The 25,386-nt window shown below is 67.3% G+C and carries 20 protein-coding genes and 1 rRNA gene; 18 read left to right on the forward strand and 3 right to left on the reverse strand.

What is annotated here, in order from left to right:
- Positions 1 to 113: 113 nt before the first annotated feature.
- The 5 genes from OG202_RS35435 (at position 114) to OG202_RS35455 (ending at position 4,472) form a co-directional block, all read left to right on the forward strand.
- Entirely contained in the window at positions 114 to 560 is a 447-nt protein-coding gene (locus OG202_RS35435) for a hypothetical protein (RefSeq protein ID WP_327727579.1), read from the forward strand.
- Between the two features lie 2 nt (positions 561 to 562).
- Positions 563 to 2,323 carry a hypothetical protein gene (locus tag OG202_RS35440; protein ID WP_328224143.1) on the forward strand — a complete coding sequence of 587 codons (1,761 nt, stop codon included), beginning with the start codon at positions 563 to 565 and terminating at the stop codon, positions 2,321 to 2,323.
- Positions 2,324 to 2,426: 103 nt separating this feature from the next.
- Positions 2,427 to 3,653 carry a S8 family serine peptidase gene (locus OG202_RS35445; protein ID WP_328224144.1) on the forward strand — a complete coding sequence of 409 codons (1,227 nt, stop codon included), beginning with the start codon at positions 2,427 to 2,429 and terminating at the stop codon, positions 3,651 to 3,653.
- Between the two features lie 96 nt (positions 3,654 to 3,749).
- Positions 3,750 to 4,094: a WXG100 family type VII secretion target gene (locus OG202_RS35450; RefSeq protein ID WP_327727576.1), complete on the forward strand. Its 345-nt coding sequence runs from the start codon at positions 3,750 to 3,752 to the stop codon at positions 4,092 to 4,094.
- Between the two features lie 75 nt (positions 4,095 to 4,169).
- On the forward strand, positions 4,170 to 4,472 hold the full coding sequence (locus OG202_RS35455) for a WXG100 family type VII secretion target (protein WP_326576469.1): 303 nt from the start codon (positions 4,170 to 4,172) through the stop codon (positions 4,470 to 4,472).
- A 281-nt stretch (positions 4,473 to 4,753) separates the two neighbouring features.
- Here the strand turns inward: OG202_RS35455 and eccCa are convergent, their stop codons facing one another.
- A complete protein-coding gene (eccCa, locus tag OG202_RS35460) occupies positions 4,754 to 8,728 on the reverse strand; it encodes a type VII secretion protein EccCa (protein WP_328224145.1) in 3,975 nt (1,324 codons plus the stop codon).
- 335 nt (positions 8,729 to 9,063) lie between these two features.
- Here eccCa and eccD point away from each other — a divergent pair, with 335 nt between their 5' ends.
- Complete coding sequence (gene eccD, locus OG202_RS35465) at positions 9,064 to 10,572, forward strand: type VII secretion integral membrane protein EccD (protein WP_328224757.1); 1,509 nt, start codon at positions 9,064 to 9,066, stop codon at positions 10,570 to 10,572.
- Positions 10,573 to 10,894: 322 nt separating this feature from the next.
- Here eccD and OG202_RS35470 read toward each other — a convergent pair whose 3' ends face one another.
- Positions 10,895 to 11,188 (reverse strand): DUF397 domain-containing protein, encoded by a 294-nt coding sequence (locus OG202_RS35470; RefSeq protein WP_086748467.1) that lies wholly within the window; start codon positions 11,186 to 11,188, stop codon positions 10,895 to 10,897.
- Positions 11,189 to 11,443: 255 nt separating this feature from the next.
- Between OG202_RS35470 and OG202_RS35475 the strand changes: the two genes are divergently transcribed.
- The 8 genes from OG202_RS35475 to OG202_RS35510 all read left to right on the forward strand — a co-directional run bounded on the left by OG202_RS35475 (position 11,444) and on the right by OG202_RS35510 (position 18,694).
- Entirely contained in the window at positions 11,444 to 11,935 is a 492-nt protein-coding gene (locus OG202_RS35475) for a hypothetical protein (RefSeq protein ID WP_327727574.1), read from the forward strand.
- 28 nt (positions 11,936 to 11,963) lie between these two features.
- Entirely contained in the window at positions 11,964 to 12,206 is a 243-nt protein-coding gene (locus tag OG202_RS35480) for a hypothetical protein (RefSeq protein WP_327727573.1), read from the forward strand.
- A 276-nt stretch (positions 12,207 to 12,482) separates the two neighbouring features.
- A complete protein-coding gene (locus OG202_RS35485) occupies positions 12,483 to 12,932 on the forward strand; it encodes a hypothetical protein (protein ID WP_328224146.1) in 450 nt (149 codons plus the stop codon).
- 194 nt (positions 12,933 to 13,126) lie between these two features.
- Positions 13,127 to 13,414, forward strand: coding sequence for a 30S ribosomal protein S15 (rpsO, locus tag OG202_RS35490; protein ID WP_030041128.1), 288 nt, complete (start codon positions 13,127 to 13,129; stop codon positions 13,412 to 13,414).
- A 435-nt stretch (positions 13,415 to 13,849) separates the two neighbouring features.
- Positions 13,850 to 16,069, forward strand: a complete 2,220-nt coding sequence (locus OG202_RS35495; RefSeq protein WP_327727571.1) for a polyribonucleotide nucleotidyltransferase — start codon at positions 13,850 to 13,852, stop codon at positions 16,067 to 16,069.
- On the forward strand, positions 16,066 to 17,445 hold the full coding sequence (locus OG202_RS35500; protein ID WP_327727570.1) for a M16 family metallopeptidase: 1,380 nt from the start codon (positions 16,066 to 16,068) through the stop codon (positions 17,443 to 17,445). Before OG202_RS35495 ends, OG202_RS35500 begins: the two co-directional genes overlap by 4 nt.
- 23 nt (positions 17,446 to 17,468) lie before the next feature.
- The gene (gene dapB / locus OG202_RS35505) at positions 17,469 to 18,221 is read left to right on the forward strand and encodes a 4-hydroxy-tetrahydrodipicolinate reductase (RefSeq protein WP_328224147.1); all 753 of its coding nucleotides are present in this window, start codon (positions 17,469 to 17,471) and stop codon (positions 18,219 to 18,221) included.
- Between the two features lie 17 nt (positions 18,222 to 18,238).
- Positions 18,239 to 18,694, forward strand: a complete 456-nt coding sequence (locus OG202_RS35510; protein ID WP_327727568.1) for a hypothetical protein — start codon at positions 18,239 to 18,241, stop codon at positions 18,692 to 18,694.
- Positions 18,695 to 18,764: 70 nt separating this feature from the next.
- On the opposite strand, the gene OG202_RS35515 is transcribed toward OG202_RS35510, so the two are convergent.
- Positions 18,765 to 19,322, reverse strand: coding sequence for a hypothetical protein (locus tag OG202_RS35515; protein WP_326576443.1), 558 nt, complete (start codon positions 19,320 to 19,322; stop codon positions 18,765 to 18,767).
- 190 nt (positions 19,323 to 19,512) lie between these two features.
- On the opposite strand from OG202_RS35515, the gene thyX reads away from it, so the two are divergent.
- The 4 genes from thyX (at position 19,513) to OG202_RS35535 (ending at position 25,226) form a co-directional block, all read left to right on the forward strand.
- Complete coding sequence (thyX, locus tag OG202_RS35520; RefSeq protein ID WP_326576441.1) at positions 19,513 to 20,253, forward strand: FAD-dependent thymidylate synthase; 741 nt, start codon at positions 19,513 to 19,515, stop codon at positions 20,251 to 20,253.
- Between the two features lie 211 nt (positions 20,254 to 20,464).
- The gene (dapA, locus tag OG202_RS35525; RefSeq protein ID WP_326576439.1) at positions 20,465 to 21,364 is read left to right on the forward strand and encodes a 4-hydroxy-tetrahydrodipicolinate synthase; all 900 of its coding nucleotides are present in this window, start codon (positions 20,465 to 20,467) and stop codon (positions 21,362 to 21,364) included.
- A 150-nt stretch (positions 21,365 to 21,514) separates the two neighbouring features.
- Complete coding sequence (locus tag OG202_RS35530) at positions 21,515 to 23,197, forward strand: ribonuclease J (protein ID WP_326576437.1); 1,683 nt, start codon at positions 21,515 to 21,517, stop codon at positions 23,195 to 23,197.
- 502 nt (positions 23,198 to 23,699) lie between these two features.
- Positions 23,700 to 25,226: ribosomal RNA gene (locus OG202_RS35535) — 16S ribosomal RNA — on the forward strand.
- Positions 25,227 to 25,386 lie beyond the last annotated feature (160 nt).

Genomic DNA, 25,386 nt, shown 5'->3' on the forward strand with positions numbered 1-25,386 from the left:
GTGGTAAAAGCGTTGTGAGGCGCGGCTTGCTTTGCGATCGTACGGTGAGTGGTTGGGCCAGGTCTCGATCGTGTCGGGGCCGATGGCTGTACGGGGGAACGGGGAGGGGTGTCGTGCTTCCGGCAGAGATGGCGGGGGGTGTGTCGGCGGCCAGGGCGGCGAACCTGGAGGCCAGTGGTGAGGCCCTGGACAAGTTCGTGAAGCGGGTGGATGCGGTTCTCCGCGACCTTGAGACGTCGGCCGGCAACCCGACGAAGGTGGGAGCCCAGACCATCAGGTCCACGTCTTTGAGTGCGGGGGCGGACGGTATCTTCCCTGAAGCCGACGGCTTGTACACGCAGTACAACCGGGTCCATCAAGAGCTCACGTCCCTGTCCAAGACCCTGCATCTGCAGATTGAGGCGACGGCCATCGCGGTTCAGGGTGCGCATCGAGGCTTCGACAACCTTGAGGAGGAACTGCGTCAGCGGTTCTACGCCATCCAGGGAGAGATCGCGAAGATCCAATATGCCAAGGACGGCAAGCAGCGCGTCGGTGACAACCGCACCGGGGTGATGTGACGATGGCCGACAAACAGCGCGAGGTGGACCTCGACCGCGTCGAGGGGCAGAACGGCGTCACGGATATCGTCCGAGGGTTTGAGGACCGTCCGCGAGGTGGGTTGCTCAACCGCATGATGCGCTCGGCCTTCGTGGACAGTCCGCTCGGGCGGACCATCGCGGAGCGCACGGACTTTGAGAAGCGCGACTTCGACCTCAATCAGCTGATCGACCTCGTCGAGCAGACGGACCCGGAGGATCTGGAATCCTCGGGCAAGGCATTGTGGGACGCGCGCGACGCCATCAATGCGGCAGCTGACGAACTCGAAGGCCACATCGACAACGTCCACTGGGTCGGAGAGTCGGGTGATGCCTTTCGTAAATGGGGCAGCTCGCTCGTCACCAACACGCATCACTTGAGTGACTTCGCCGGGTCGGCAGGGGATCAGATCACCGCTGCCGCCGTGGGCCTTGCGTCTGTGCGCGGTGCCATGCCGTCTCGTGATTCGGAAACGAGCCGGAAGCGGCCTGAGCACTTCACAGAGGCTGAGAAAACCGCGGACAAAGGCGAGTACGAGGCTGCCGTACGGGTGGAGAAGGACCGCCAGGAGGCGATCAACCAGATGAACCGGTTGGCGTCGTACTACGCGGTGTCCGAAGAGGTGCTGGCGTCCCTGCCCGCCAAGGACAAGACGCCGGAGTTCACGGCCATGCCTGATGTTGGGGTTCCGCGGCCCGCGAAGGAGTATCGCCCCGGCGGATCTGCCTCAGCCACGACTGGAGAGTCCGGAACGACAACTGTCGTGGGCCATGACGCTGCCGTGACGGATGATGCCGCTAGGCACGGCGTAAGCGATAACCCGAGGTCCGCAAAGGACATCACTGGCAAGATCGCGTACCCCGACGAGCCTGTCCGTACCAACATCGACAGCGTCGGCACGCTGCCACCGTCCACGACCACACCCGTGACCGGCCACACTCCGCCGACACTGGGCACCCCTGCTCCCGGTGGCGGTCAGCCGAACATGTTCGAGGTTGGTCTAAGGACACCGGTCTCCAACGGCACGTCAGGCCGGAACCTGGGTGGAACAGGTGGTCTTCGCACCCCTGCGTCGGCTCAGGGGCGCATTGGTACGCCCGGTTCGGGTTCTGGGCGCTCCACGGGGCAAGGGCCCATGAACCAGATGGGGCGTGCCACGTCGACCGGGCAGTCCGCTGCCAGAGGCATGGCTCCCGGATCGCAGTCGTCCCAGATGGGCCGTGCGGTCACCGGTGGTACGTCGCGAGCCGGCGGCACGGCTGCTCCGCGGGCGAACAGCGGTCCGGTGACCGGAGCAGGTCGGGCCAACGGAGTTGTTGGGGGACAGCCCAGGGCGGTTGGTGGCGCTTCTGCGCAGGGCGGCGCCAGGATTCCTCGCGGGACGGTTGTCGGTGGCGAGGGAGTAGCCAACTCACGTCCCGCTACTGGTCGACCCGGGCAGCGTGGGGTCTTCGGAGCGCCCGAGCCCACGGCGAGGTCGGGTGCAAGCGCGACGCCCCCTCGTGGGGGCTCCGGAACGTCCGAGGCTGTCACAGGCAGGCCGGTCGCACGCAACTCCGTTGCGGGCGCCGAGCGTAACGGCCTGACACGTGGCGGCGCCGGTCTCGTGCGCGGCCCTGGCCACGTAGCGTCCGGTGACGATGGGAACGTCCAGGGATCGCCGCGTCCCGACCACCGGGTCGAAGGCGAAGAGATGCACCTACCTAGCAGGCCGCGGCGTGATGTGCCGCCGGTCGTCAACTGACCAAGCACGAGCGAGGACACGGAACACGATGACGTCAGGGACCAGCCGACGAGCCGAGCGGGCCAAGGTCCACAGATCCCGCCCCGGTAGACGAGCGCGGGCTGTGGGCGCGGTTGTCGGTGCCCTGGTGGCCGTGAGCGTGGGATCCGCCCCTGGTGCCGCTGCGTACGACGCTCAGTCCAAGCAGTGGTACCTGGAACCGATGCAGGCCGAACAGATGTGGAAGGTCAGTACGGGGAAGGGCATCAAGGTTGCGGTCATCGACAGCGGCGTAAACGCAAATACCTCCTCCCTGAAGGGGCAGGTCCTGACCGGCGAAGTTCCCAAGTCGGTCGCCTACAACGCCACGGACGACTACACCGGCCATGGAACGACCATGGCTGAGTTGATCGCAGGTACGGGAGCAGGAGGAGGCCTGCAGGGGTTGGCGCCGGGGGCGAAGATCGTTCCATATCGCATTGAGCTTGAGGGACTGAAAGGTGGGGCGGAGGAACTGGAGAAGACGCCCGGGGCCGTAGACGCGATCAGGGCGGCAGCCGACACCGACGCGCAGATCATCAGCATGTCGTTCGGAGCGGAGGGGCCGAGTTCCAAGGAGAAGGAGGCCGTCGAGTACGCCGCTTCGAAGGGCAAGCTGATGATCGCAGCAGTTGGTAACGAGGGCGGAACCGGGGGCAGGATCGGTTATCCAGCCGCGTACCCCTATGTAATTGGTGTGTCGGCGACAGACGAATCCGGCACGGCGTCGGAGTTCGCCTCGTCTGGGAACTATGTGGATCTCATGGCGCCAGGGCAGGGCTTCCCCGGGTGGTGCGACGGGAACCTCCGCTCGTACTGCGATGACGACCAAGGCACCAGTGCCGCAGCTGCCATCGCCTCGGCCTCCGCCGCCCTGATCTGGTCCGCCCACCCTGAATGGACGGTGAACCAGGTTACCCGCTCCATGATCGACACGGCTGGCCGTACGTGGGCGAAGGACAAGCCGAGTAAGTACGCGGGTTATGGGTTCGTCCGTCCTCGGATTGTTCTCAAGGACTCCGACTACGACGCAGGCCCCGCCAACGTCGACCCCCTCGCGAAAGACAACGGCGGAGACCTCCTGGCCAACTCCGGATCCACCGCCTCGTCCTCTCCCTCTCCCTCCCCCTCTCCGTCAACCGCATCACAGGCCCCCGAAAAGGGTTCCAGTGGCGGTACCTCGGCGGCAGGTTCAGCCGCGGAATCGACGAATGGCGGCAACACTCTGTGGATTGCGCTCGGGGCAGCTGCCGCAGCCATCGTGATCGGTGGCGCCGGCGTGGCTGTCATACGGGCGCGACGCGCCAGGTGACATCGACAGCCGTAAAGGGCCGTCAGGAGCCCTGTGCTGTGCGGCTCAAGCCCAAACAGTTGGATCAGGAAGCAGACACAGAAAGGACGGCTGACCATGGCCGGCAAGCAGAAGCTCGAAAACGATGCGGTAATTCTGCTCCAGAAGCAGATGCTTGAGAAGTACGAGAACGTCAAGTCACGTGTGCACAGGCTTCAGGGAATCATCGACAGCCTGGAGACCGGTCAATGGGACGGAATCGGCCGAGCCGCGTTCGACAAGAAGCAGTTCGAGATCAACCAGTCGCTGCGGAGCATGGGCAACATCCTTGCTGAGGTCATCGAGGCGATGACCTCGGCGCGCAACATCATCGACACCAAGGAAGACGAGGTGCGCGCGGCGGTCAACAGGATTGACCTCCAGGACGGTGCTCCCACGGTTTCTCCCTTCACTTCCTTCTGAGTCGAGCCGAGCTCAGGACCAAGGCCGGACACCGGCACGCATCAGCCACGCACCAATGAGACGAGGTAAGCAAGCATGGCCGGCAACAACATGGATGGGCTTTCCGTCACTTATGACGCACTCGACATCACGGCGACCAAGATCGCTAACGAGGCGAGGGACCTCGAGCAGGATCTGCAGGAGCTGAAGAGGCTTGTCGAGAACAGTGTGCAGTACTGGGAGGGTGAGGCCCAGGACACGTTCAAGGTGAAGCTGGAGAGGTGGGACAAGGAAGCCACCGACATCCACACGGCGCTCACGGGTATCGGTCACGTCGTGGCTACGGCAGGCGGTACCTACATGGAGGGCGACAAAAAGGGAGCCAGCTACCTTCAGTAGCTGGAGGTACATAAAGAACAGTTCCGGGGTGGGCGCGCGCGGGAGGCGCCCACCCCGTCGTTGTCCCCCGTCGCAGCGTGAGCCGTGGTCCTGGGTCCGCCGTACGGAGGCATACGGGCCCGGAAGTTCATGCCGCACGTCCTGATCCCGCGCTGTGCCGGACCGGAGAACACCCCTCTCCCCACCGGCCCAATCTGGCCGCGCCACCTCCGGCTCCGGGCCGTGACCGTCGAAGCGACCACGGCCCCAAGACCCTCGCACGTCAGCCGGCCGTCAGCCCGTCACCCATCCCCGTCCTCGACCAACCCGACCTGAACCAACGGCTTCCCCCGCTTCCGAGACACGAACACACCGCGCCCCGCAGGCATCGGCCGCGGCCGTACGCCGCCCAGCAGGTCGCCCTCGCCCGGGTCGCCCGCGAGGACGACGCCTTGAGCCCCGAGTTCCTTGATGCGCTGGGTGAAGGCCTCGTAGCCGGCGCGGCCGGCGCCCGCGGTGGAGCGGGCGATGATGAAGCGGACGCCGACGTCACGGGCGAACGGGAGCATTTCCGTGAGTCCCGACAGCGGGTTGCCGCTCGACGTGGACACCAGGTCGTAGTCGTCGACGATCACGAACACCGTGGGGCCACGCCACCAGCTGCGGTTGCGCAGTTGCTCCGGTGTGACGTCCGCGGTGGGGGTGCGGCGTTGCATGAGGTCGGCCAGGGCGTCCATGTGGTGCTGCATCTGGTTCGACATGGGGATGTACTCCGCCAGATGGGAAGGAGGGGTGACACCCAGCAGCGAGCGGCGGTTGTCGACCACGAACAGCTTGCAGCTGTTGCTGTCGTAGCGCTCGGCGAGACGCTTGATGAGCAGTTTCAGCAGATTCGACTTACCGGACTCGCTCTCGCCGAAGACGAGGAAGAACGGGTCCTGGTCGAAGTCCACGAACACCGGCTCGAGGCTGTCCTCGTCGAGGGCGAAGGAGATACCGCGGTTCGGGAAGCGGTTGCCCGGGGGCAGCTGGGATGCCGGGAACTCCCGCGGCAGCAAGCGGACTTCGGGAGCGCCAGGCTGTTGCCAGTGGCGGCCGACCTCGGACGCGAGGGCCACCGTCGCCTCCGCCAGGTCCGTGTCGGAGGACAGACCGTCGATACGCGGGACCGCCGCCATGAAGTGCTGCTTCTGCGGTGTCTGGCCGCGTCCAGGAACACCTGTGGGAACGTTCGCCGCCACCTTGCGGTCGAACTCGGAGTCCATGGGGTCGCCGAGCCGCAACTCCAAGCGGTTCATCAGGTGGTCCTTGAGGTTCGAACGGACCTCCATGGAGCGCGATGCGGTGAGGATCAGATGGATGCCGTAACCGAGGCCGCGCGCCGCGATGTCCAGGATCACCGGATCCAACGCCTCGTAGTCCGTACGGAAGTTGCCCCAGCCGTCGATGGCGAGGAAGACGTCGCCCCAGGGCTGGTCGGTCACCGAGATGTCCCCCCGTGCGCGGCGCGCACGGAACTCGGCGATCGACGGGATGTTCGCGGTGCGGAAGTACTCCTCACGGCGGGTCAGGACGCCGTACACCTCAGCCACCGTACGCCGGACCTTCTCGGGGTCCAGTCGTGAGGCCACTCCGCCCACGTGCGGCAGGTCGGCCACGGCCGACAGGCCGCCACCACCGAAGTCGAGTCCGTAGAACTGCACTTCGTGAGGGGTGTGGGTGAGGGCGAACGATGCGATGATCGAGCGCAGGAGTGTCGACTTCCCGGACTGCGGGCCGCCGAGGATCTGCATGTGGCCGGCCGCGCCGCCGAAGTCGGTCCAGAGCGGTTCGCGCCGCTGCTCGTACGGCTTGTCGACGATGCCGACCGGGACGACGAGCCGACCGGCGCCCTCGTAACCGGGCTGCGTCATGCCCCGGCCGGCCACCGGAGCCAGCCCCGGGAGCAACGAGTCGAGCGACGGCGGACTGTCCAGTGGGGGCAGCCACACCTGGTGGGCGGCCGGCCCCTGGGCCTCCAGACGTCGGACGATCACGTCCAGCACGGTGTCGGCGAGCGCGTCGTCCTGTCGTTCGTCGGGCTCCTCCTGCCGCTGCTGCGGTACCGGCGCGTACTGCACCGGCACTTCGGCCGCGGTGAACAGCACGGGCCGACGGTCGACCGGGAGCGGCCCGCCGGGCACGACGGCCTGCTGAGAATCCGTGCGGTACGCGCCGGAGACGTACGCGGCCTTGAAGCGCACCATCTCCTCCGTGCCGAACTTCAGGATGCCGGAACCCGGCACGTTCGGCAGCTCGTACGCGTCGGGGACGCCGATCGCGGCGCGGGACTCGGCCGCCGAGAACGTCCGCAGACCGATCCGGTACGACAGGTAGGTCTCCAGTCCCCTCAGACGGCCCTCCTCCAGACGCTGCGAGGCGAGCAGGAGATGGACGCCCAGAGATCGGCCGATACGGCCGATCTGCACGAACATCTCGATGAAGTCCGGCTTCGCGGTGAGCAGTTCACTGAACTCGTCGATCACCAGGACCAGCGACGGAATGGGCTGGAGCGGGGCGCCGGCGGCGCGCGCCTTCTCGTAGTCGTGGATGTTGGCGTAGTTGCCGGCATCGCGGAGCAGCTCCTGGCGACGGTTCAGCTCACCACGGATCGAATCACCCATACGGTCGACGAGGGTCAGGTCGTCCGCCAGGTTGGTGATCACGGCCGCCACGTGGGGCATCTGCGCCATCCCGGCGAAGGTCGCACCACCCTTGAAGTCCGCCAGGACGAAGTTCAGTGTCTCGGAGGAGTGGGTCACGGCCAGTCCCAGGACCAGCGTACGCAGCAGCTCCGACTTCCCGGAGCCGGTCGCGCCGACGCAGAGACCGTGCGGGCCCATGCCCTCCTGCGCGGCCTCCTTGAGGTCGAGCATCACGGGCCGGCCGTCCTCGCCGAGGCCGATCGGTACGCGCAGCCGCTCCGACTGCGAACGCGGGCGCCAGGTGCGCCGGGGGTCGACCGAAGCCGCGTCGCCCAGGTTCAGCAGTTCCGTGAAATCGAGGTTGGCCAGCAGTGGTTCGCCGTCGTCGCCGCCCGATGCCATGCGCAGCGGCGCCAGTTGTCGGGCAAGCGCTTCGGCGGCCTCGTACGACAGGACGTCCGGTGTGCCCTCGTAGACCATGCCGTGCGCCGACTCCAGACGCAGTTCCTTGGGCTGCACGATGATCGAGAGGTCGCCGCGCCCGGAGCTGAGGTCACCGGGGACGATCTCGATGACCGTCACGCTCTGCAGGCCTTCAGGACTGGCCAGCAGGGACGTGGGCGGCAGTGAGACACCGTCGAGCAGGACGACCAGGTGCGGTTGCTCGGAGACCGGCGGAGCGGCGGGGTGGAAACGCGGACGGCCCTGGAGGACGTCGGTCAGCCGGTCCTCCAGCTCCATCGGATCGGTGGTGATCAGACGCATGCTGCCCGCGCCGTCCGTGACGCCCCGCGTCTGCGTGTGCGGCAGCCACTTCGCCCATTCCCACGCGGGCGCCGACTCCCGTCCGGTGGCGACCGCGATGACCAGGTCCTCGGACGAGTGCAGCGCGGCGAGGCAGGCCGTGACCGCTCGGGCGGTGCCGCGCACGGTGCCGGGTTCGCCACTGATCGTCACGTGGTAGAAGGCGCGCAGCGAGACCGCCATCGGCAGGCCCTCGAGCGTGCTGTGCGTGGTCAGGAAACGCTGCATGGCCCCGGCGGTCAGCGGCTCCAACTCGTCGACCGGAGCGGTCTGCGGTGCGATCAGGGGAGTGGCCAGGCCCTGCGGGCCGAGGCCCACGCGTACCTGCCCGAAGTCCTCGTCACCGGTGCGCCGTTCCCACACCCGGCTGCCCTCGGCGACCAGGGCCCACAGTTGCTCCGGTGAAGGATGCAGGTAGTACTGGGCGTCGCGCTGGGCCTTGGCGGTGTCCATGGCCCGGTGCCGGGTCTGCGACAGGTAGCGCAGGTAGTCCCGTCGGATGTCCGCCAGTTGCCCCTGGTTGCCGCGGCGGTAGCGGACCAGCATCGCGACGCCCATGGCGATCGTGGAGGCCACCATCACCATGCCCATGATCTTCATGAAGGGCTGGGCCTGCGGGTTGAAGAAGAACACCACGGAACCGCCCATACCGAGCATGGGCAGGAGTTGCATGAGTGCACCCTCCTGCTGCCCGCGCGGAAGCTCCGGCGGAGGCTGCAGCACGACCTCGTCCGTGGGCACTTCCTTCGGCAGCGCCCGCGGTGGGCGCTTGACGACGATGTGGCTCACTACGCACCAATTCCCTTGCCGGACCGAGATGTTCGTCCGTCGCCCCGTGTCCGGCGGACGTCGATCGCGAAGGGTGATCCTACTGACAACCACCGCTACCGGCGGGCGGTAGGGTGCCCATGAGGTGTGTGAGCAGTTGCGAATCGTTCCGGGAAAACCGGGCAATCCGCGACGCTCGGAACCAAGCGCCGCCCCGCATTTCCCGGGCGTGACGACATCGTCGCCCGGATGCGCGGGCGGCGCGGCGCAACGTGCACAGGATCTTTGCGGGCGGACGGGTGTGCAGCGGCACCGCAGACCGCCCGACCACCGACGAGGGGGAACAGCAGGTGAGCATGACGGCCTCCGCGCCGGTCGGCGCGACCGGCGGACCGGGCATCGGAGTCCCTTCCGGGGCAGGTACGGGCCTGGGCTTCTGCCGGGTCACCATCGTGGCACCCGACAGCCGCATCGACGTGGCGCTGCCCGACGACGTACCGGTCGCCGACCTGTATCCGGAGATCCTGAGGCTTTCCCAGCAGAGCCCTGACGAGGGTGCTCCTGTCGGCTATCACCTCGTACGCCGTGACGGCACCGTTCTCGACGGAGCGCGGTCGTTCGCGGCGCAGCGCATCCTCGACGGAGAGTTGCTCACTCTGCGTCCGTTCGCGGAGTCGCTGCCGCCGGCCGTCCTCGACGACGTCTCCGAGGCGGTGGCCGCTGCCGTCACCCGTGACCGCACCCTGTGGAACGGCGAACTCACACGGACCGCCGGCCTCATCGCGGGTGGCGTCCTGCCGGCGCTGCTGGCGTTCGTGGCCTGGAGTTCCCAGATCCGTCACGACATGCACAGCTTGCAGGGCGTCATCGCCGGTGTGTTCGGGCTGCTGTTGCTCACCATCGCCTGCGTGCGCGCACGGGTGTACGGCGATCGCGGCTCAGCGATCGCTCTCGGCCTGGGCGCCTTCCCGAACGTCGCGGTGGCCGGTTCCGGACTGCTTCCTCTCTCCGAGGGGCAGGGCATCGGGCGGCTGCAGTTTCTGCTCGCCTGCACGGCCGTCCTGCTCGCCGCCGTGGTACTCATGCTGTTGTCGCCCGGAGGCGACGGTCCCTTCGTGGCCTTCGTCTTCGCCACCGCGATCGGTCTGATCACCACCTTCATCGCCATCCTCACGAAGCTGCGGCCCATGGAGACGGCCGCCATCTGTGCCCCGCTCTCCGTTGTCGCGCTCGCCTTCCTGCCCGGCCTGTCCATGCGCTTCGCGCGATTGCCGATCGGTTTCGAAGCGCCCAATCCGTCCTGGGGCGGCTACGACGCGGGCGAGCCGGATGCGCAGGATCCCATCGACGTCGAACGCGTCGCGGCCCAGGCCCGCCGCGGCCACGAGCTTCTCGTCGGCCTCGTCGGTGGCTGTGCGCTCGTCTCCGTGGGCGCGTCGATCGTCCTGGCCTTCTCCGGCAATGTGTGGGCGGAGCTCCTGGCTCTGTCCACAGGCGTGGCGATGTTGATGCGCGCCCACCTCTTCCGCTACACCGCGCAGGTGAGCGCTGCCCTGGCGGCAGGCCTCACGGCCCTGGTCTTCCTCGGACTCGGGCTCGCACTGAACCCGCCGCAGGACTATGTGCGCGATGCCGTCCTCGGCGATGCGACTGCCCTCAACATCCGTAGCGTCTGGCTCGCTGCGGCGATCGCCGCAGCCGTCGTCCTTGTCACCGCGATCGGTCTCATCGCCCCGCAGCGTGGTGTGACCCCGTTCTGGGGACGCTTCCTGGAGATCGCCGAGAGCTTCGTCCTGCTCACGCTGATCCCGCTGGCTCTGGCCGTCTTCGACGTGTACGCACGGGCCCGGGCCATGACGAGCTAGTGGTGGGGCACCCGTCCCGCGTACGTGTCCGGGTGGGAAGCGGGCAGTGCTCTTCCGCCGACGGGCCGGCGCGCTCTGTCGCCGGCCGGGCGAGGGCGGACACGCCGTCAGGGGCCGAACTCCGGCCCGCCTCCTTGCCTTTGCCCCCAGCCCACTGTCGCGGCGGATTACCAGCGCGGGAACCGTGAATGCGACGGCGGTCGGTGTCGGAAATGCGACGGCGGTCGATGTGGGGAGTGCGAAGCTGTAGGTGCCATACCGTGCAAGCCAATGGGGCAGGGAACCGATCGCTGGTTCCCTGCCCCGTTCATCAGCGGCCGATCTATGCGTCCAGGCCCCCATTGTGCGGAGCCGGCTCCAGATCGAATTCGCCGTCCCGGGCCCCCAGGACGAAGGCTCGCCACTCCGCCTCCGTGTAACGCAGCACGGTCTCCGGGTCGAGCGACGATCGCATCGCCACCGCGCCTTCCGGGAGGTATGCGATCTCCACTCGCTCCTCGTGTTCTTCCGTGCCGGGTGCGCTGTGCCACTCGACGCCCGAGATGTCGAGCGCGTAGAGCTCGTCCTTCTCCCGCTCCTTGCGTGCCTTGAGTTCTTTGTCCTCGGCCTCGGCCATGACGGCTCCGATCCTTCCTCCGCGCCAACGCACTGTGCGGTCACCCTACTTGCTCCCGTTCTCGCTGCTCAGGGGTTCGCCCGGGTGTGACCGTAACGAGGGGTGTCGGCTTCGTTACAGGGGTCGGTGCGCCCTCACCACAGCTCCACGCGGGCGGCTTGGTCGCCGCCGCACGGTGAGCCGTATGGTTCTTGATCACCCCTCGCGCCCCTGTCCGGGCGGCAGTGTCCCCATCGCGCAGGAAGGCCATGGCCTGTGAGCGGCCCGTCCCACTCCCCGTACACCGCCTCAGCTCCCGAAGCCGAGCGTCGCACCCGGCTTCGGCGGCTGCGGACGGCCGGCGCGGCGGTTCTGGCAGCGGCGGTCGTCGCCGTGGGTGTCCTGGGCCTCACGTTGGGCGGTGACGATGCGGAGTCGGAACGGCGTCCGGTGGCCGTCCGGCAGGCTCCGGACGACATCCGCGAGACCGTGGAGAAGGCGCCCGAGTCGCCGGAGGGCGGCAGGTCCCTGTACCTCGTCGAAAAGATCAAGACCGTGGGCAGGAACATCTCGTCCATCGGCACCTGGGCGACGGAGAAGGTCTTCGCGAAGGGTGTCGGGAACTACGTCCAGGGGTTCACCCAACACGGGGACAAGAGCAAGGAACTGTACAAGCTCGACTTCCCCGCCCCACTGTGCGCGGTGACGCGCCACGTCAGCGTGGCCGGCTGGACGGTCGTCGCCTACCTACCCCGGCCAGAGCCCTGACCCGGACGAGGACTCCACCACCACGGCCATGAGCCTGCCCTGCGACCGCCTCACGGTCTTCGACGTCGACACGGGCGAGAAGAAGTGGGACGTGCGGCGGCCGGGCGACGGCAGCGCCATGTCCGTCAACGTCACGATGACGGACGGCGCGGTCCTCGTCACCTGGGGACAGGGCTCTGCGGCGTACGACATGACCACCGGCAAGCGGTTGTGGGCCGACACCACGCCGTCGGCGTGCGAGGCTCCGGGTTCGCGGGTGGCAAGGGCCTGATCGCGCTGCAGCGGTGCGGAGACTCGGGGGACCCCGAGTTCCGGTCCGGGTGGAGAGGGTCGACGCCCGCACGGGCAAGTCCACGTGGACCTACAAGGTCGCCACGGGCGTCACCGAGGTCTACCTGATCTCCTCCGAGCCGGCTGTCATCGCCGTCATGGCGGGCGGCTTCGCCGTCACCGGCCTGATCTCCTCGACGACAGGGGCAAGGCGCGCGCCTCGATCCAGCCCAACCGCGATCACCAGGTCATCAACTGCAGCGAGACGTTCAACGCGGTGGTCGAGACCTGCAGCACGATCGTCGTGGGGAAGGAGCGGCTCTACATCACGACGGACGACGACATCGTCGCGTACGACCTGGGTACCGGAAAGACCGTGTTCAAGTTCGACTCCATACCCGGGCGGCGGATGTATCCGCTGAGGATGAGCGGCGGCGAACTGATCGCGTACCGGGAGTCCGGCAATCTCTCTCCCGCCGCTGTCGTCAGCCTCGATCCGTTGTCCCGCAAGGAGACGCTCCTCCTGCTCATCGGCGGGACCCTCGACCTGGTCGACGTCGGGGATCCGACGGAGGACGACATCATCTGCGAGCACGGCATCATCTGCGAGCACGGCCGGATCTACTTCGCCACCGAAGCCCTGTACGGTCCGAGCGACAAGGGGGAAGTCGGGGAGGAGACCACCGTCGCGATCGGTTACGAGAGCGTCGCCCTGTCCAGGCGCTGATCCCGGCCCCGGCCCAGGCCCCGGCCAAGCCCGTCCCCCCAGCCTGGTACCCTGGCTGACGGCCGTTTGTGTGCGCACCCCCGGACTCCGGAGGTAGCTCCCGGCGGACCTCCGTCACCCGAGTCACAGAAGCCCCCCTGAGACGCAGACCAGGGGCACTCGGTGGCATCAATGAGACTCATGAGGAGTATCGCGTGTCGCTCGACGCCGCTACGAAGAAGCAGATCATCAGCGAGTTCGGTACCAAGGAGGGCGACACCGGCTCCCCCGAGGTCCAGGTCGCGATGCTCTCCCGCCGGATCTCCGACCTGACCGAGCACCTCAAGACCCACAAGCACGACCACCACTCCCGCCGTGGTCTGCTGATCCTGGTCGGTCAGCGTCGCCGTCTGCTGCAGTACCTCGCCAAGAAGGACATCCAGCGCTTCCGCGCGCTGGTCGACCGCCTCGGCATTCGCCGCGGTGCGGCGGGCGCCAAGTAAGACGCCGTGAGGGGGGCGGTTCCCGGGAAAAGGGGACCGCTCCTTTGTTGTACGTACGTCTTTGTTGTACGTACGTCCGCGGCTCGCGGCGCGTACCGCGGCGGCCCCCTGGAAGGGGGCGCGCGGCCCCGCCGCACGCGGGACGTACGGGCGGAAACGTGCGGAGTGTCACCACCCCTTTGTAGTGTGGTAGCAGAACGCAATACGCACGCCACAGCGTGAGCGCCCGGGACACGGGCGCCCGCACGCACACCGAACGAGGAGAAGCGCACCTCGCCGCCGCCGGTCCTCGGTAGTGGCCCCCGGGGGATTGCGAACCCCGAGGGCTTCGATCGAAGACCGGCCCGCACCAGACGGCGCGCTTCTCCGCCACCGTCCCCCCGCCACACGGGCGGGCCCAGGGACGAAAGACGAAAAGTATCGGAGAATTTGCTAGTGGAGAACGAGACCCACTACGCCGAGGCCGTCATCGACAACGGCTCCTTCGGCACCCGCACCATCCGCTTCGAGACGGGCCGCCTGGCCAAGCAGGCCGCCGGCTCCGCCGTGGCGTACCTGGACGACGACACCATGGTGCTGTCGGCCACCACCGCCTCCAAGAACCCCAAGGACCAGCTCGACTTCTTCCCCCTCACGGTGGACGTCGAGGAGCGGATGTACGCCGCCGGCAAGATCCCCGGCAGCTTCTTCCGGCGTGAGGGCCGTCCCTCCGAGGACGCCATCCTCACCTGCCGCCTCATCGACCGTCCGCTGCGCCCGTCCTTCAAGAAGGGCCTGCGCAACGAGATCCAGGTCGTCGCCACGATCATGGCGCTCAACCCCGACCACCTGTACGACGTCGTCGCGATCAACGCCGCGTCCGCGTCCACGCAGCTGGCCGGCCTGCCCTTCTCCGGCCCGATCGGCGGCGTCCGCGTCGCGCTGATCAACGGCCAGTGGGTGGCCTTCCCGACGCACACCGAGCTCGAGGACGCCGTCTTCGACATGGTCGTCGCGGGCCGCACGCTCGAGGACGGCGACGTCGCGATCATGATGGTCGAAGCCGAGGCCACCGAGAAGACCATCCAGCTGGTCGCGGGCGGCGCCGAGGCGCCGACCGAGGAGGTCGTCGCCGCCGGTCTGGACGCCGCGAAGCCCTTCATCAAGGTGCTCTGCAAGGCCCAGGCCGACCTCGCCTCGAAGGCCGCGAAGCCGACCGGCGAGTTCCCGGTCTTCCTCGACTACCAGGACGACGTCCTGGAGGCGCTCACCGCCGCCGTCAAGGACGAGCTGACCCAGGCGCTCACCATCGCGGGCAAGCAGGACCGCGAGGCCGAGCTGGACCGCGTCAAGGGTCTCGCCGCCGAGAAGCTGCTCCCGCAGTTCGAGGGCCGCGAGAAGGAGATCAGCGCGGCCTACCGCTCGCTGACCAAGTCCCTGGTCCGTGAGCGCGTCATCAAGGACAAGGTCCGCATCGACGGCCGCGGCGTCACGGACATCCGTACGCTCGCCGCCGAGGTCGAGGCCATCCCGCGCGTGCACGGCTCGGCGCTGTTCGAGCGTGGCGAGACCCAGATCCTGGGCGTCACCACCCTCAACATGCTCCGGATGGAGCAGCAGCTGGACACCCTCTCCCCGGTGACCCGCAAGCGCTACATGCACAACTACAACTTCCCGCCGTACTCCGTCGGCGAGACCGGCCGCGTCGGCTCCCCGAAGCGCCGCGAGATCGGCCACGGCGCCCTCGCCGAGCGCGCCATCGTGCCGGTCCTGCCGACGCGCGAGGAGTTCCCCTACGCGATCCGTCAGGTGTCCGAGGCCCTCGGCTCCAACGGCTCGACGTCCATGGGCTCGGTCTGCGCCTCCACCATGTCGCTGCTGAACGCCGGTGTGCCGCTGAAGGCCCCCGTCGCCGGTATCGCCATGGGCCTGATCTCCCAGGAGATCAAGGGCGAGACGCACTACGTCGCCCTCACCGACATCCTCGGTGCGGAGGACGCCTTCGGCGACATGGACTTCAAGGTCGCCGGCACCAAGGAGTTCGTGACCGCCCTCCAGCTCGACACCAAGCTGGACGGCATCCCGGCCTCCGTCCTGGCCGCCGCTCTCAAGCAGGCCCGTGACGCCCGCCTCCACATCCTCGACGTGATGATGGAAGCGATCGACACGCCGGACGAGATGTCCCCGAACGCCCCGCGGATCATCACCGTCAAGATCCCCGTGGACAAGATCGGTGAGGTCATCGGCCCGAAGGGCAAGATGATCAACCAGATCCAGGAGGACACCGGCGCCGAGATCACGATCGAGGACGACGGCACCATCTACATCGGTGCCCAGGTCGGCTCGCAGGCCGAGGCCGCCCGCGCCACGATCAACTCGATCGCCAACCCGACCATGCCGGAGGTCGGCGAGCGCTACCTGGGTACGGTCGTCAAGACCACCACCTTCGGTGCGTTCGTGTCGCTGCTCCCGGGCAAGGACGGTCTGCTGCACATCTCGCAGATCCGTAAGCTCGCCGGCGGCAAGCGCGTGGAGAACGTCGAGGACGTGGTCGCGGTCGGCGCCAAGGTCCAGGTCGAGATCGCCGAGATCGACTCCCGCGGCAAGCTCTCCCTCATCCCCGTGATCGAGGGCGAAGAAGGCTCCGAGGACAAGAAGGACGACGGCGACAAGTGACGTCCCGTAGCTCCAAGGCGACGGCCCGCACCTCCACGGAGGCGCGGGCCGTCGCCCGTACCCAAACCCTGATCAAGGGCATGAACGGCATCGGTACGGTCCGCAAGACCACCCTCCCGGGCGGCCTGCGCATCGTCACCGAGACCCTGCCGTCCGTGCGCTCCGCCACCTTCGGCATCTGGGCGCACGTCGGCTCCCGCGACGAGACGCCCGCGCTGAACGGCGCCACCCACTATCTGGAGCACCTGCTCTTCAAGGGCACGGAACGCCGCAGCGCGCTCGACATCTCGTCCGCGATCGACGCGGTCGGCGGCGAGATGAACGCGTTCACGGCGAAGGAGTACACGTGCTACTACGCACGGGTGCTCGACTCCGACCTGCCGCTGGCCATCGACACGGTCTGCGACATGCTCACCGGCTCGCTCATCCGCGAGGAGGACGTCGACGTCGAACGCGGCGCCATCCTCGAAGAGATCGCGATGACCGAGGACGACCCGGGCGACTGCGTGCACGACCTCTTCGCGCACACCATGTTCGGTGACACCCCCCTCGGCCGCCCGGTCCTCGGCACGGTCGACACGGTCAACGCCCTCTCCGCCGACCGCATCCGCCGCTTCTACAAGAAGCACTACGACCCGACCCACCTCGTGGTCGCCTGCGCGGGCAACATCGACCACACCAAGGTCGTACGACTGGTCCGCGCGGCCTTCGAGAAGGCGGGCGCCCTCACGCGCACGGACGCCACCCCGATCGACCCGCGCGACGGCCGCCGCAGCCTCCGTACGGCCGGCCGCGTCGAGCTCATCGGCCGCAAGACCGAGCAGGCCCATGTCGTCCTCGGCATGCCCGGCCTCGCCCGCACCGACGAGCGCCGCTGGGCTCTCGGCGTCCTCAACACCGCGCTCGGCGGCGGCATGTCCTCCCGCCTCTTCCAGGAGGTCCGGGAGAAGCGGGGCCTCGCCTACAGCGTGTACTCGTACACGTCCGGCTTCGCCGACTGCGGTCTCTTCGGCGTGTACGCCGGCTGCCGTCCGTCGCAGGTGCACGACGTGCTCAAGATCTGCCGCGACGAGCTCGACCAGGTCGCCGAGCACGGACTGCCGGACGACGAGATCGAGCGCGCCATCGGCCAGCTCCGCGGCTCCACGGTCCTCGGCCTGGAGGACACCGGCGCGATCATGAACCGCATCGGCAAGAGCGAGCTGTGCTGGGGCGAGCAGATGTCCGTCGACGAGATGCTGACCCGGATCGCCATGGTGACCCCGGACGAGATCCGTGCCGTGGCCCGCGAGATCCTGGGCCAGCGCCCCTCCCTGTCGGTCATCGGCCCGCTCAAGGACAAACAGGCGTCCCGTCTCCACGAAGCCGTCGCCTGACACCCCAGTTAAGGAACCAAGCAATGAGCAAGCTGCGCGTGGCGGTCCTCGGTGCCCGGGGCCGTATCGGCTCCGAGGCCGTACGGGCCGTCGAGGCCGCCGAGGACATGGAGCTGGTCGCCGCCCTGAGCCGGGGCGACAAGCTGGAGACGCTGGCCGAGACCGGCGCCCAGGTCGCCGTCGAACTGACCACCCCCGCCTCGGTCATGGACAACCTCGACTTCTGTGTCCGCCACGGCATCCACGCGGTCGTCGGGACCACGGGCTGGACCGACGACCGCCTCGCACAGCTCAAGGCCTGGCTGGACGGGTCCCCGGAGACCGGCGTGCTCATCGCGCCCAACTTCTCCATCGGGGCCGTCCTGACCATGAAGTTCGCGCAGATCGCGGCGCCCTACTTCGAGTCCGTCGAGGTCGTCGAGCTGCACCACCCGAACAAGGTCGACGCCCCCAGCGGCACCGCCACCCGTACCGCCCAGCTCATCGCCGAGGCCCGCCGCGCGGCCGGTACCGCCCCGGCGCCGGACGCCACCGCCACGGCTCTGGACGGCGCACGGGGCGCCGACGTCGACGGCATCCCCGTGCACGCCGTACGCCTCCGTGGTCTCCTCGCCCACCAGGAGGTCCTGCTCGGGGGCGAGGGCGAGACCCTGACGGTCCGTCATGACTCCCTCCACCACAGCAGCTTCATGCCGGGCATCCTGCTCGGCGCCCGCCGCGTGGTGACGACCCCGGGTCTCACCTTCGGCCTCGAACACTTCCTCGACCTGGGCTGATCGGGACGGGAAACGTCATGCGCGCGAAGCTCACCTACGCCGTCACGGCAGCCGTCCTGGTCGTCTACTTCGTCCTGGTCGGAAGCCGCGGGCTCCTGCTCATAGAGACCGGCACACCGGTCACGATCGCCTTCGGCGTCGCCGTGCTCGTCCTGCCGGGGATCGGCCTCTGGTTCCTCTGGAAGAACACCCAGTTCGTCCGCAAGGCCAACCAGCTCGCCGCCGAACTCGACGCCGAAGGGGGCCTCCCCGTCGACGAGTTGAAGCGCACCCCGAGCGGCCGCATCGACCGTGACTCGGCCGACGAGGTCTTCGCACGGCGCAAGACGGAGACCGAGGACGCCCCCGACGACTGGCGCACCTGGTTCCGCCTCGCCGTCGCCTACCACGACGCCCGCGACACGCCCCGGGCTCGCAAGGCCATGCAGCGGGCGATCGCCCTCCACGACGGCAAGCCGGCGCCGACCACCTGATGTGCCGCACCCGCAGAGGGGTGAGGGGCCGGTCCGCACCCACGGACCGGCCCCTCACCCCTCTGCGCGACTACGCGGCGCGCCCGTACTCCGCCGCCCACGCCTCGATCGTGTCCGCCGCCCGGTCGAAGGCCTCCGTACGCGCCAGGAAGTCGGCGTTGTGCGTGGTCATCAGCGGCGTCACGTACTCCTGCACGTGGTCCGTGCGGACGAGGAGCAGCGCCTGCCCCTGCACGGACCGCGGCAGCCCGAGCCACCGCACCGGCTGCTGCACGGTACGCACCGAGACGCTCGCCTCCCAGGACGCCGTACGCGTTCTGAAGAAGCCCACCTGACGCACTCCTCGCGCGCTCACCCAGATGCCGACCCGCAGCAGCCGCAGCGCGCAGCCGATGACCAGCAGTGCCGCGCCGAAGCAGATCGCGCCCGTCCGCGGTGTCTCGGCCACCGTGATGATGACCGCCGCGACCAGCACGTAGGAGGCGAGCAGCAGGAGCAGCGCGGCCGCGCCGACCCGCCACGGGCCGGGCCGGTAGGGGCGCCGCCAGCGGTCTCGGTCGTCGAACGGCAGCGCTTCGTCCGCCGCCTGGTCGAAGGCGCGGTCGGCGGTCAGGAAGGGCAGGGGCACGGCTGATCCTCACTCAATCCACGCACAGGTTTCGCCGGGTGAGGCTACCGAGCCGGGCCCCTCCCCACCACTCTCGGGGGTCCGACGGGGGCACAAGGGGGTGCAACCCGGGCCATCCGGGCTCCCTGTCGGTGCCGGGCCGTAGAGTGGGCGCCGCCCGAGAGCAGCAATGGGAAGGACCCTCCGAGCCGTGACCGACACCCCCGCCGACGACCTCAAACCCAGCTTCCGCAGCGATGTCACCGTCGAGTTGGTGAAGCACAGCGCGGCCGACTCGGACGTGCTGTGGGCCGCCCGCGTCTCCACCGCCGGCGAGCAGTCCCTGGAGGAGCTGACGAAGGACCCCGAGCGCTCCAAGGGCCTCATCAACTACCTCATGCGGGACCGGCACGGCAGCCCCTTCGAGCACAACTCGATGACCTTCTTCATCAGCGCCCCGATCTTCGTCTTCCGCGAGTTCATGCGCCACCGGGTCGGCTGGTCGTACAACGAGGAGTCCGGGAGGTACAGGGAGCTCCAGCCCCACTTCTACGTCCCCGACGAGGCCCGCAAGCTCGTCCAGGAGGGCCGTCCCGGCAAGTACGTCTTCGTGGAGGGCACGCAGGCGCAGCAGGAGCTCGTCGGGCGGGTCATGGAGGACTCGTACGTCCACGCGTACGAGGCGTACCAGGAGATGCTCGCCGCCGGTGTGGCCCGTGAGGTGGCCCGCGCGGTGCTCCCGGTCGGGCTCTTCTCCTCGATGTACGCCACCTGCAACGCCCGCTCGCTGATGCACTTCCTCGGTCTGCGCACCCAGCACGAGCTCGCGAAGGTGCCGTCCTTCCCACAGCGGGAGATCGAGATGGTCGGCGAGAAGATGGAGGCGGAGTGGTCCCGGCTCATGCCGCTCACGCACGCCGCGTTCAACCTGAACGGCCGGGTCGCGCCGTAGCGGACCGCCGACTTTCGGCCAGGCACAGATGTACGGGTCAGCCGAGCGAAGTGTCCGTATTGCGGCATTTCGCGAAGTTCATCTAGCCTGATCAAACGGACCCGGCACTGCTTGAACCCCCGAGCAGGCAGTGCCGGGCTCCGCATTTGTCCTGACTTTTCCCGCCCCCCGAGGGCAGACCGTGCCCTGAGCAGCGAGTAGCGTGTTACCCATGGCTCCGACCTCGACTCCGCAGACCCCCTTCGGGCGGGTCCTCACCGCCATGGTCACGCCCTTCACGGCGGACGGCGCACTCGACCTCGACGGCGCGCAGCGGCTCGCCACCCACCTGGTGGACGCAGGCAACGACGGCCTGGTCATCAACGGCACCACCGGCGAGTCCCCCACCACCAGTGACGCGGAGAAATCGGACCTGGTACGAGCCGTCCTCGAAGCCGTCGGCGACCGCGCCCACATCATCGCCGGCGTCGGCACGAACGACACCCACCACAGCACCGAGCTGGCCCGCGCCGCCGAGAAGGTCGGCGCCCATGGCCTCCTCGTCGTCACGCCGTACTACAACAAGCCTCCGCAGGAGGGCCTGTACCGGCACTTCAAGGCGATCGCCGACGCGGCCGACCTGCCGGTGATGCTCTACGACATCCCCGGCCGCAGTGGCGTCCCGATCGACACCGAGACGATCGTCCGGCTCGCCGAGCACCCGCGCATCGTCGCCAACAAGGACGCCAAGGGCGACCTCGGCCGTGCCAGCTGGGCCATCGCCCGCTCGGGCCTCGCCTGGTACTCCGGCGACGACATGCTGAACCTCCCGCTGCTCTCCGTGGGCGCGGTCGGTTTCGTCTCGGTCGTGGGCCATGTGGTCACTCCCGAGCTGCGCGCCCTCGTCGAGGCGTATGTCTCCGGTGACGTCCAGAAGGCCACCGAGATCCACCAGAAGCTGCTCCCGGTCTTCACCGGCATGTTCCGCACCCAGGGCGTGATGACCAGCAAGGCGGCGCTCGCCCTGCAGGGTCTGCCCGCCGGACCGCTGCGCGCCCCCATGGTGGAGCTTTCGCCCGAGGAGACGGCTCAGCTCAAGATCGATCTTGGTGCCGGCGGGGTACAGCTCTAACACCGGACTTCGCACGACGCGACACCCTGACTTCACAACTGAATAGGCAGGACGAAAGCGCCTGCGTCCACATCCACAACTGCTTTTGCACGAACGTCATGCGCGCCACGTGCCACAGAGGTACGTGGCGCGCGTGGTGAGGAGAGTCTTTTGAGTCATCCGCATCCTGAACTCGGCCCACCGCCGCCGCTCCCCGAAGGTGGCCTACGGGTCACCCCGCTGGGCGGTCTCGGCGAGATCGGCCGGAACATGACCGTCTTCGAGTACGGCGGCCGTCTGCTGATCGTCGACTGCGGGGTGCTCTTCCCCGAGGAGGAGCAGCCCGGAATCGACCTGATCCTGCCGGACTTCTCGTCCGTCAGGGACCGCCTCGACGACATCGAGGGCATTGTCCTCACGCACGGTCACGAGGACCACATCGGCGCGGTCCCGTACCTGCTGCGCGAGAAGCCCGACATCCCGCTGATCGGCTCCAAGCTGACCCTCGCCCTCATCGAGGCCAAGCTCCAGGAGCACCGCATCCGCCCGTACACCCTCGAGGTGGTCGAGGGGAACCGCGAGCGGATCGGCCCCTTCGACTGCGAGTTCGTCGCGGTCAACCACTCCATCCCCGACGCCCTCGCCGTGGCCATCCGCACCCCCGCGGGCATGGTGGTCCACACGGGCGACTTCAAGATGGACCAGCTCCCGCTGGACAACCGCCTGACGGATCTACACGCGTTCGCACGGCTGAGCGAGGAGGGAATCGATCTCCTCCTCTCCGACTCCACGAACGCCGAGGTTCCTGGCTTCGTTCCGCCCGAGCGCGACATCTCCAACGTCCTGCGCCAGGTCTTCGCGGGCGCCAGCAAGCGGATCATCGTGGCCAGCTTCGCCAGCCACATCCACCGCATCCAGCAGATCCTCGACGCCGCCCACGAGTACGGCCGCCGGGTCGCCTTCGTCGGCCGCTCGATGGTCCGGAACATGGGCATCGCCAGGGACCTCGGCTATCTGAAGGTCCCACCGGGCCTGGTCGTGGACGTCAAGACACTCGACGATCTGCCGCAGCACGAGATCGTCCTCGTGTGCACCGGATCGCAGGGCGAACCGATGGCCGCCCTGTCCCGCATGGCCAACCGGGACCACCAGATCCGCATCGTCCAGGGCGACACGGTGATCCTGGCCTCGTCCCTGATCCCCGGGAACGAGAACGCCGTCTACCGCGTCATCAACGGCCTGACCCGCTGGGGCGCCAACGTCGTCCACAAGGGCAACGCCAAGGTGCACGTCTCCGGACACGCCTCGGCCGGTGAGCTGCTGTACTTCTACAACATCTGCCGCCCGAAGAACCTGATGCCGGTGCACGGCGAATGGCGCCACCTGCGCGCCAACGCCGAACTGGGCGCTCTGACAGGCGTACCGCACGACCGCATCGTCATCGCCGAGGACGGCGTGGTCGTCGACCTCATCGAGGGCAAGGCCAAGATCTCCGGCAAGGTCCAGGCCGGTTACGTGTACGTCGACGGCCTCTCGGTCGGTCTCGGCGAGCCGGCCCTGAAGGACCGGAGGATCCTGGGCGACGAGGGCATCATCTCGGTGTTCGTCGTCGTGGACTCCTCCACCGGCAAGATCACCGGCGGCCCGCACATCCAGGCCCGCGGCTCCGGTATCGAGGACTCCGCCTTCGGCGAGGTCGTCCCGCGCATCACCGAGGTCCTGGAGCGTTCGGCGCAGGACGGGGTCGTCGAGCCCCACCAACTGCAACAACTCATCCGGCGCACCCTCGGCAAGTGGGTCTCCGACACCTACCGGCGCAGGCCGATGATCCTGCCTGTGGTGGTTGAGGTCTGACCCACCGTCAGTGCCCGTACGGGAGCGGGGCTCCTCGATTTGCATCGGGGCGCCCCGCTCCAGTACGTTTACGGCTCCGCCCAGGGGGGAACCCGACGCAACTGTGCGTCAGGAGCCACCCGGACCGGGCGGAAATTCCGACTCAGAACCTCTGATAAAGTCGGAGTCGCCGGAAAGGGAAACGCGGAAGCGTAAACCTGGAAAGCGCCGAGGAAATCGGATCGGAAAACGATCTGATAGAGTCGGAAACGCAAGACCGAAGGGAAACTGCCCGGAGGAAAGCCCGAGAGTAGCTTGGGTGAGTACAAAGGAAGCGTCCGTTCCTTGAGAACTCAACAGCGTGCCAAAAATCAACGCCAGATATGTTGATACCCCGTTCCCGGCCGGTTATCGGTTGGGGCGAGGTTCCTTTGAAGTAAAACACAGCGAGGACGCTGTGAACCATCGGATCATTCCTCCGGTGGTTCCGCTCTCGTGGTGTCGACCCGATTACGGGTAAACATTCACGGAGAGTTTGATCCTGGCTCAGGACGAACGCTGGCGGCGTGCTTAACACATGCAAGTCGAACGATGAACCACTTCGGTGGGGATTAGTGGCGAACGGGTGAGTAACACGTGGGCAATCTGCCCTTCACTCTGGGACAAGCCCTGGAAACGGGGTCTAATACCGGATACAACACTCTCGGGCATCCGATGAGTGTGGAAAGCTCCGGCGGTGAAGGATGAGCCCGCGGCCTATCAGCTTGTTGGTGAGGTAACGGCTCACCAAGGCGACGACGGGTAGCCGGCCTGAGAGGGCGACCGGCCACACTGGGACTGAGACACGGCCCAGACTCCTACGGGAGGCAGCAGTGGGGAATATTGCACAATGGGCGAAAGCCTGATGCAGCGACGCCGCGTGAGGGATGACGGCCTTCGGGTTGTAAACCTCTTTCAGCAGGGAAGAAGCGAAAGTGACGGTACCTGCAGAAGAAGCGCCGGCTAACTACGTGCCAGCAGCCGCGGTAATACGTAGGGCGCGAGCGTTGTCCGGAATTATTGGGCGTAAAGAGCTCGTAGGCGGTCTGTCGCGTCGGATGTGAAAGCCCGGGGCTTAACCCCGGGTCTGCATTCGATACGGGCAGACTAGAGTGTGGTAGGGGAGATCGGAATTCCTGGTGTAGCGGTGAAATGCGCAGATATCAGGAGGAACACCGGTGGCGAAGGCGGATCTCTGGGCCATTACTGACGCTGAGGAGCGAAAGCGTGGGGAGCGAACAGGATTAGATACCCTGGTAGTCCACGCCGTAAACGGTGGGAACTAGGTGTTGGCGACATTCCACGTCGTCGGTGCCGCAGCTAACGCATTAAGTTCCCCGCCTGGGGAGTACGGCCGCAAGGCTAAAACTCAAAGGAATTGACGGGGGCCCGCACAAGCAGCGGAGCATGTGGCTTAATTCGACGCAACGCGAAGAACCTTACCAAGGCTTGACATACACCGGAAACGGCCAGAGATGGTCGCCCCCTTGTGGTCGGTGTACAGGTGGTGCATGGCTGTCGTCAGCTCGTGTCGTGAGATGTTGGGTTAAGTCCCGCAACGAGCGCAACCCTTGTTCTGTGTTGCCAGCATGCCCTTCGGGGTGATGGGGACTCACAGGAGACTGCCGGGGTCAACTCGGAGGAAGGTGGGGACGACGTCAAGTCATCATGCCCCTTATGTCTTGGGCTGCACACGTGCTACAATGGCAGGTACAATGAGCTGCGAAGCCGTGAGGCGGAGCGAATCTCAAAAAGCCTGTCTCAGTTCGGATTGGGGTCTGCAACTCGACCCCATGAAGTCGGAGTTGCTAGTAATCGCAGATCAGCATTGCTGCGGTGAATACGTTCCCGGGCCTTGTACACACCGCCCGTCACGTCACGAAAGTCGGTAACACCCGAAGCCGGTGGCCCAACCCCTTGTGGGAGGGAGCTGTCGAAGGTGGGACTGGCGATTGGGACGAAGTCGTAACAAGGTAGCCGTACCGGAAGGTGCGGCTGGATCACCTCCTTTCTAAGGAGCACTTCTTATCCGGCTTTGCCGGATCAGAGGCCAGGACATCAGCGAACGACTGATGCTGGTTGCTCAAGGGTGGAACGTTGATTATTCGACCGGTTCACGGGTCGGAGGCTGTGAGTACTGTCCGTAAGGGCGTGGAAAGCATGATCTCCGG

Source organism: Streptomyces sp. NBC_00310 (assembly GCF_036208085.1).
Lineage (GTDB): Bacteria > Actinomycetota > Actinomycetes > Streptomycetales > Streptomycetaceae > Streptomyces.

Coding starts and splice junctions, on each gene's coding strand:
- OG202_RS35440 (WP_328224143.1), top strand. CDS start 563: ATGGCCGACAAACAGCGCGAGGTGGACCTCGACCGCGTCGAGGGGCAG.
- OG202_RS35450 (WP_327727576.1), top strand. CDS start 3,750: ATGGCCGGCAAGCAGAAGCTCGAAAACGATGCGGTAATTCTGCTCCAG.
- OG202_RS35455 (WP_326576469.1), top strand. CDS start 4,170: ATGGCCGGCAACAACATGGATGGGCTTTCCGTCACTTATGACGCACTC.
- eccD (WP_328224757.1), top strand. CDS start 9,064: ATGACGGCCTCCGCGCCGGTCGGCGCGACCGGCGGACCGGGCATCGGA.
- OG202_RS35470 (WP_086748467.1), bottom strand. CDS start 11,188: ATGGCCGAGGCCGAGGACAAAGAACTCAAGGCACGCAAGGAGCGGGAG.
- OG202_RS35480 (WP_327727573.1), top strand. CDS start 11,964: ATGAGCCTGCCCTGCGACCGCCTCACGGTCTTCGACGTCGACACGGGC.
- dapB (WP_328224147.1), top strand. CDS start 17,469: ATGAGCAAGCTGCGCGTGGCGGTCCTCGGTGCCCGGGGCCGTATCGGC.
- OG202_RS35510 (WP_327727568.1), top strand. CDS start 18,239: ATGCGCGCGAAGCTCACCTACGCCGTCACGGCAGCCGTCCTGGTCGTC.
- dapA (WP_326576439.1), top strand. CDS start 20,465: ATGGCTCCGACCTCGACTCCGCAGACCCCCTTCGGGCGGGTCCTCACC.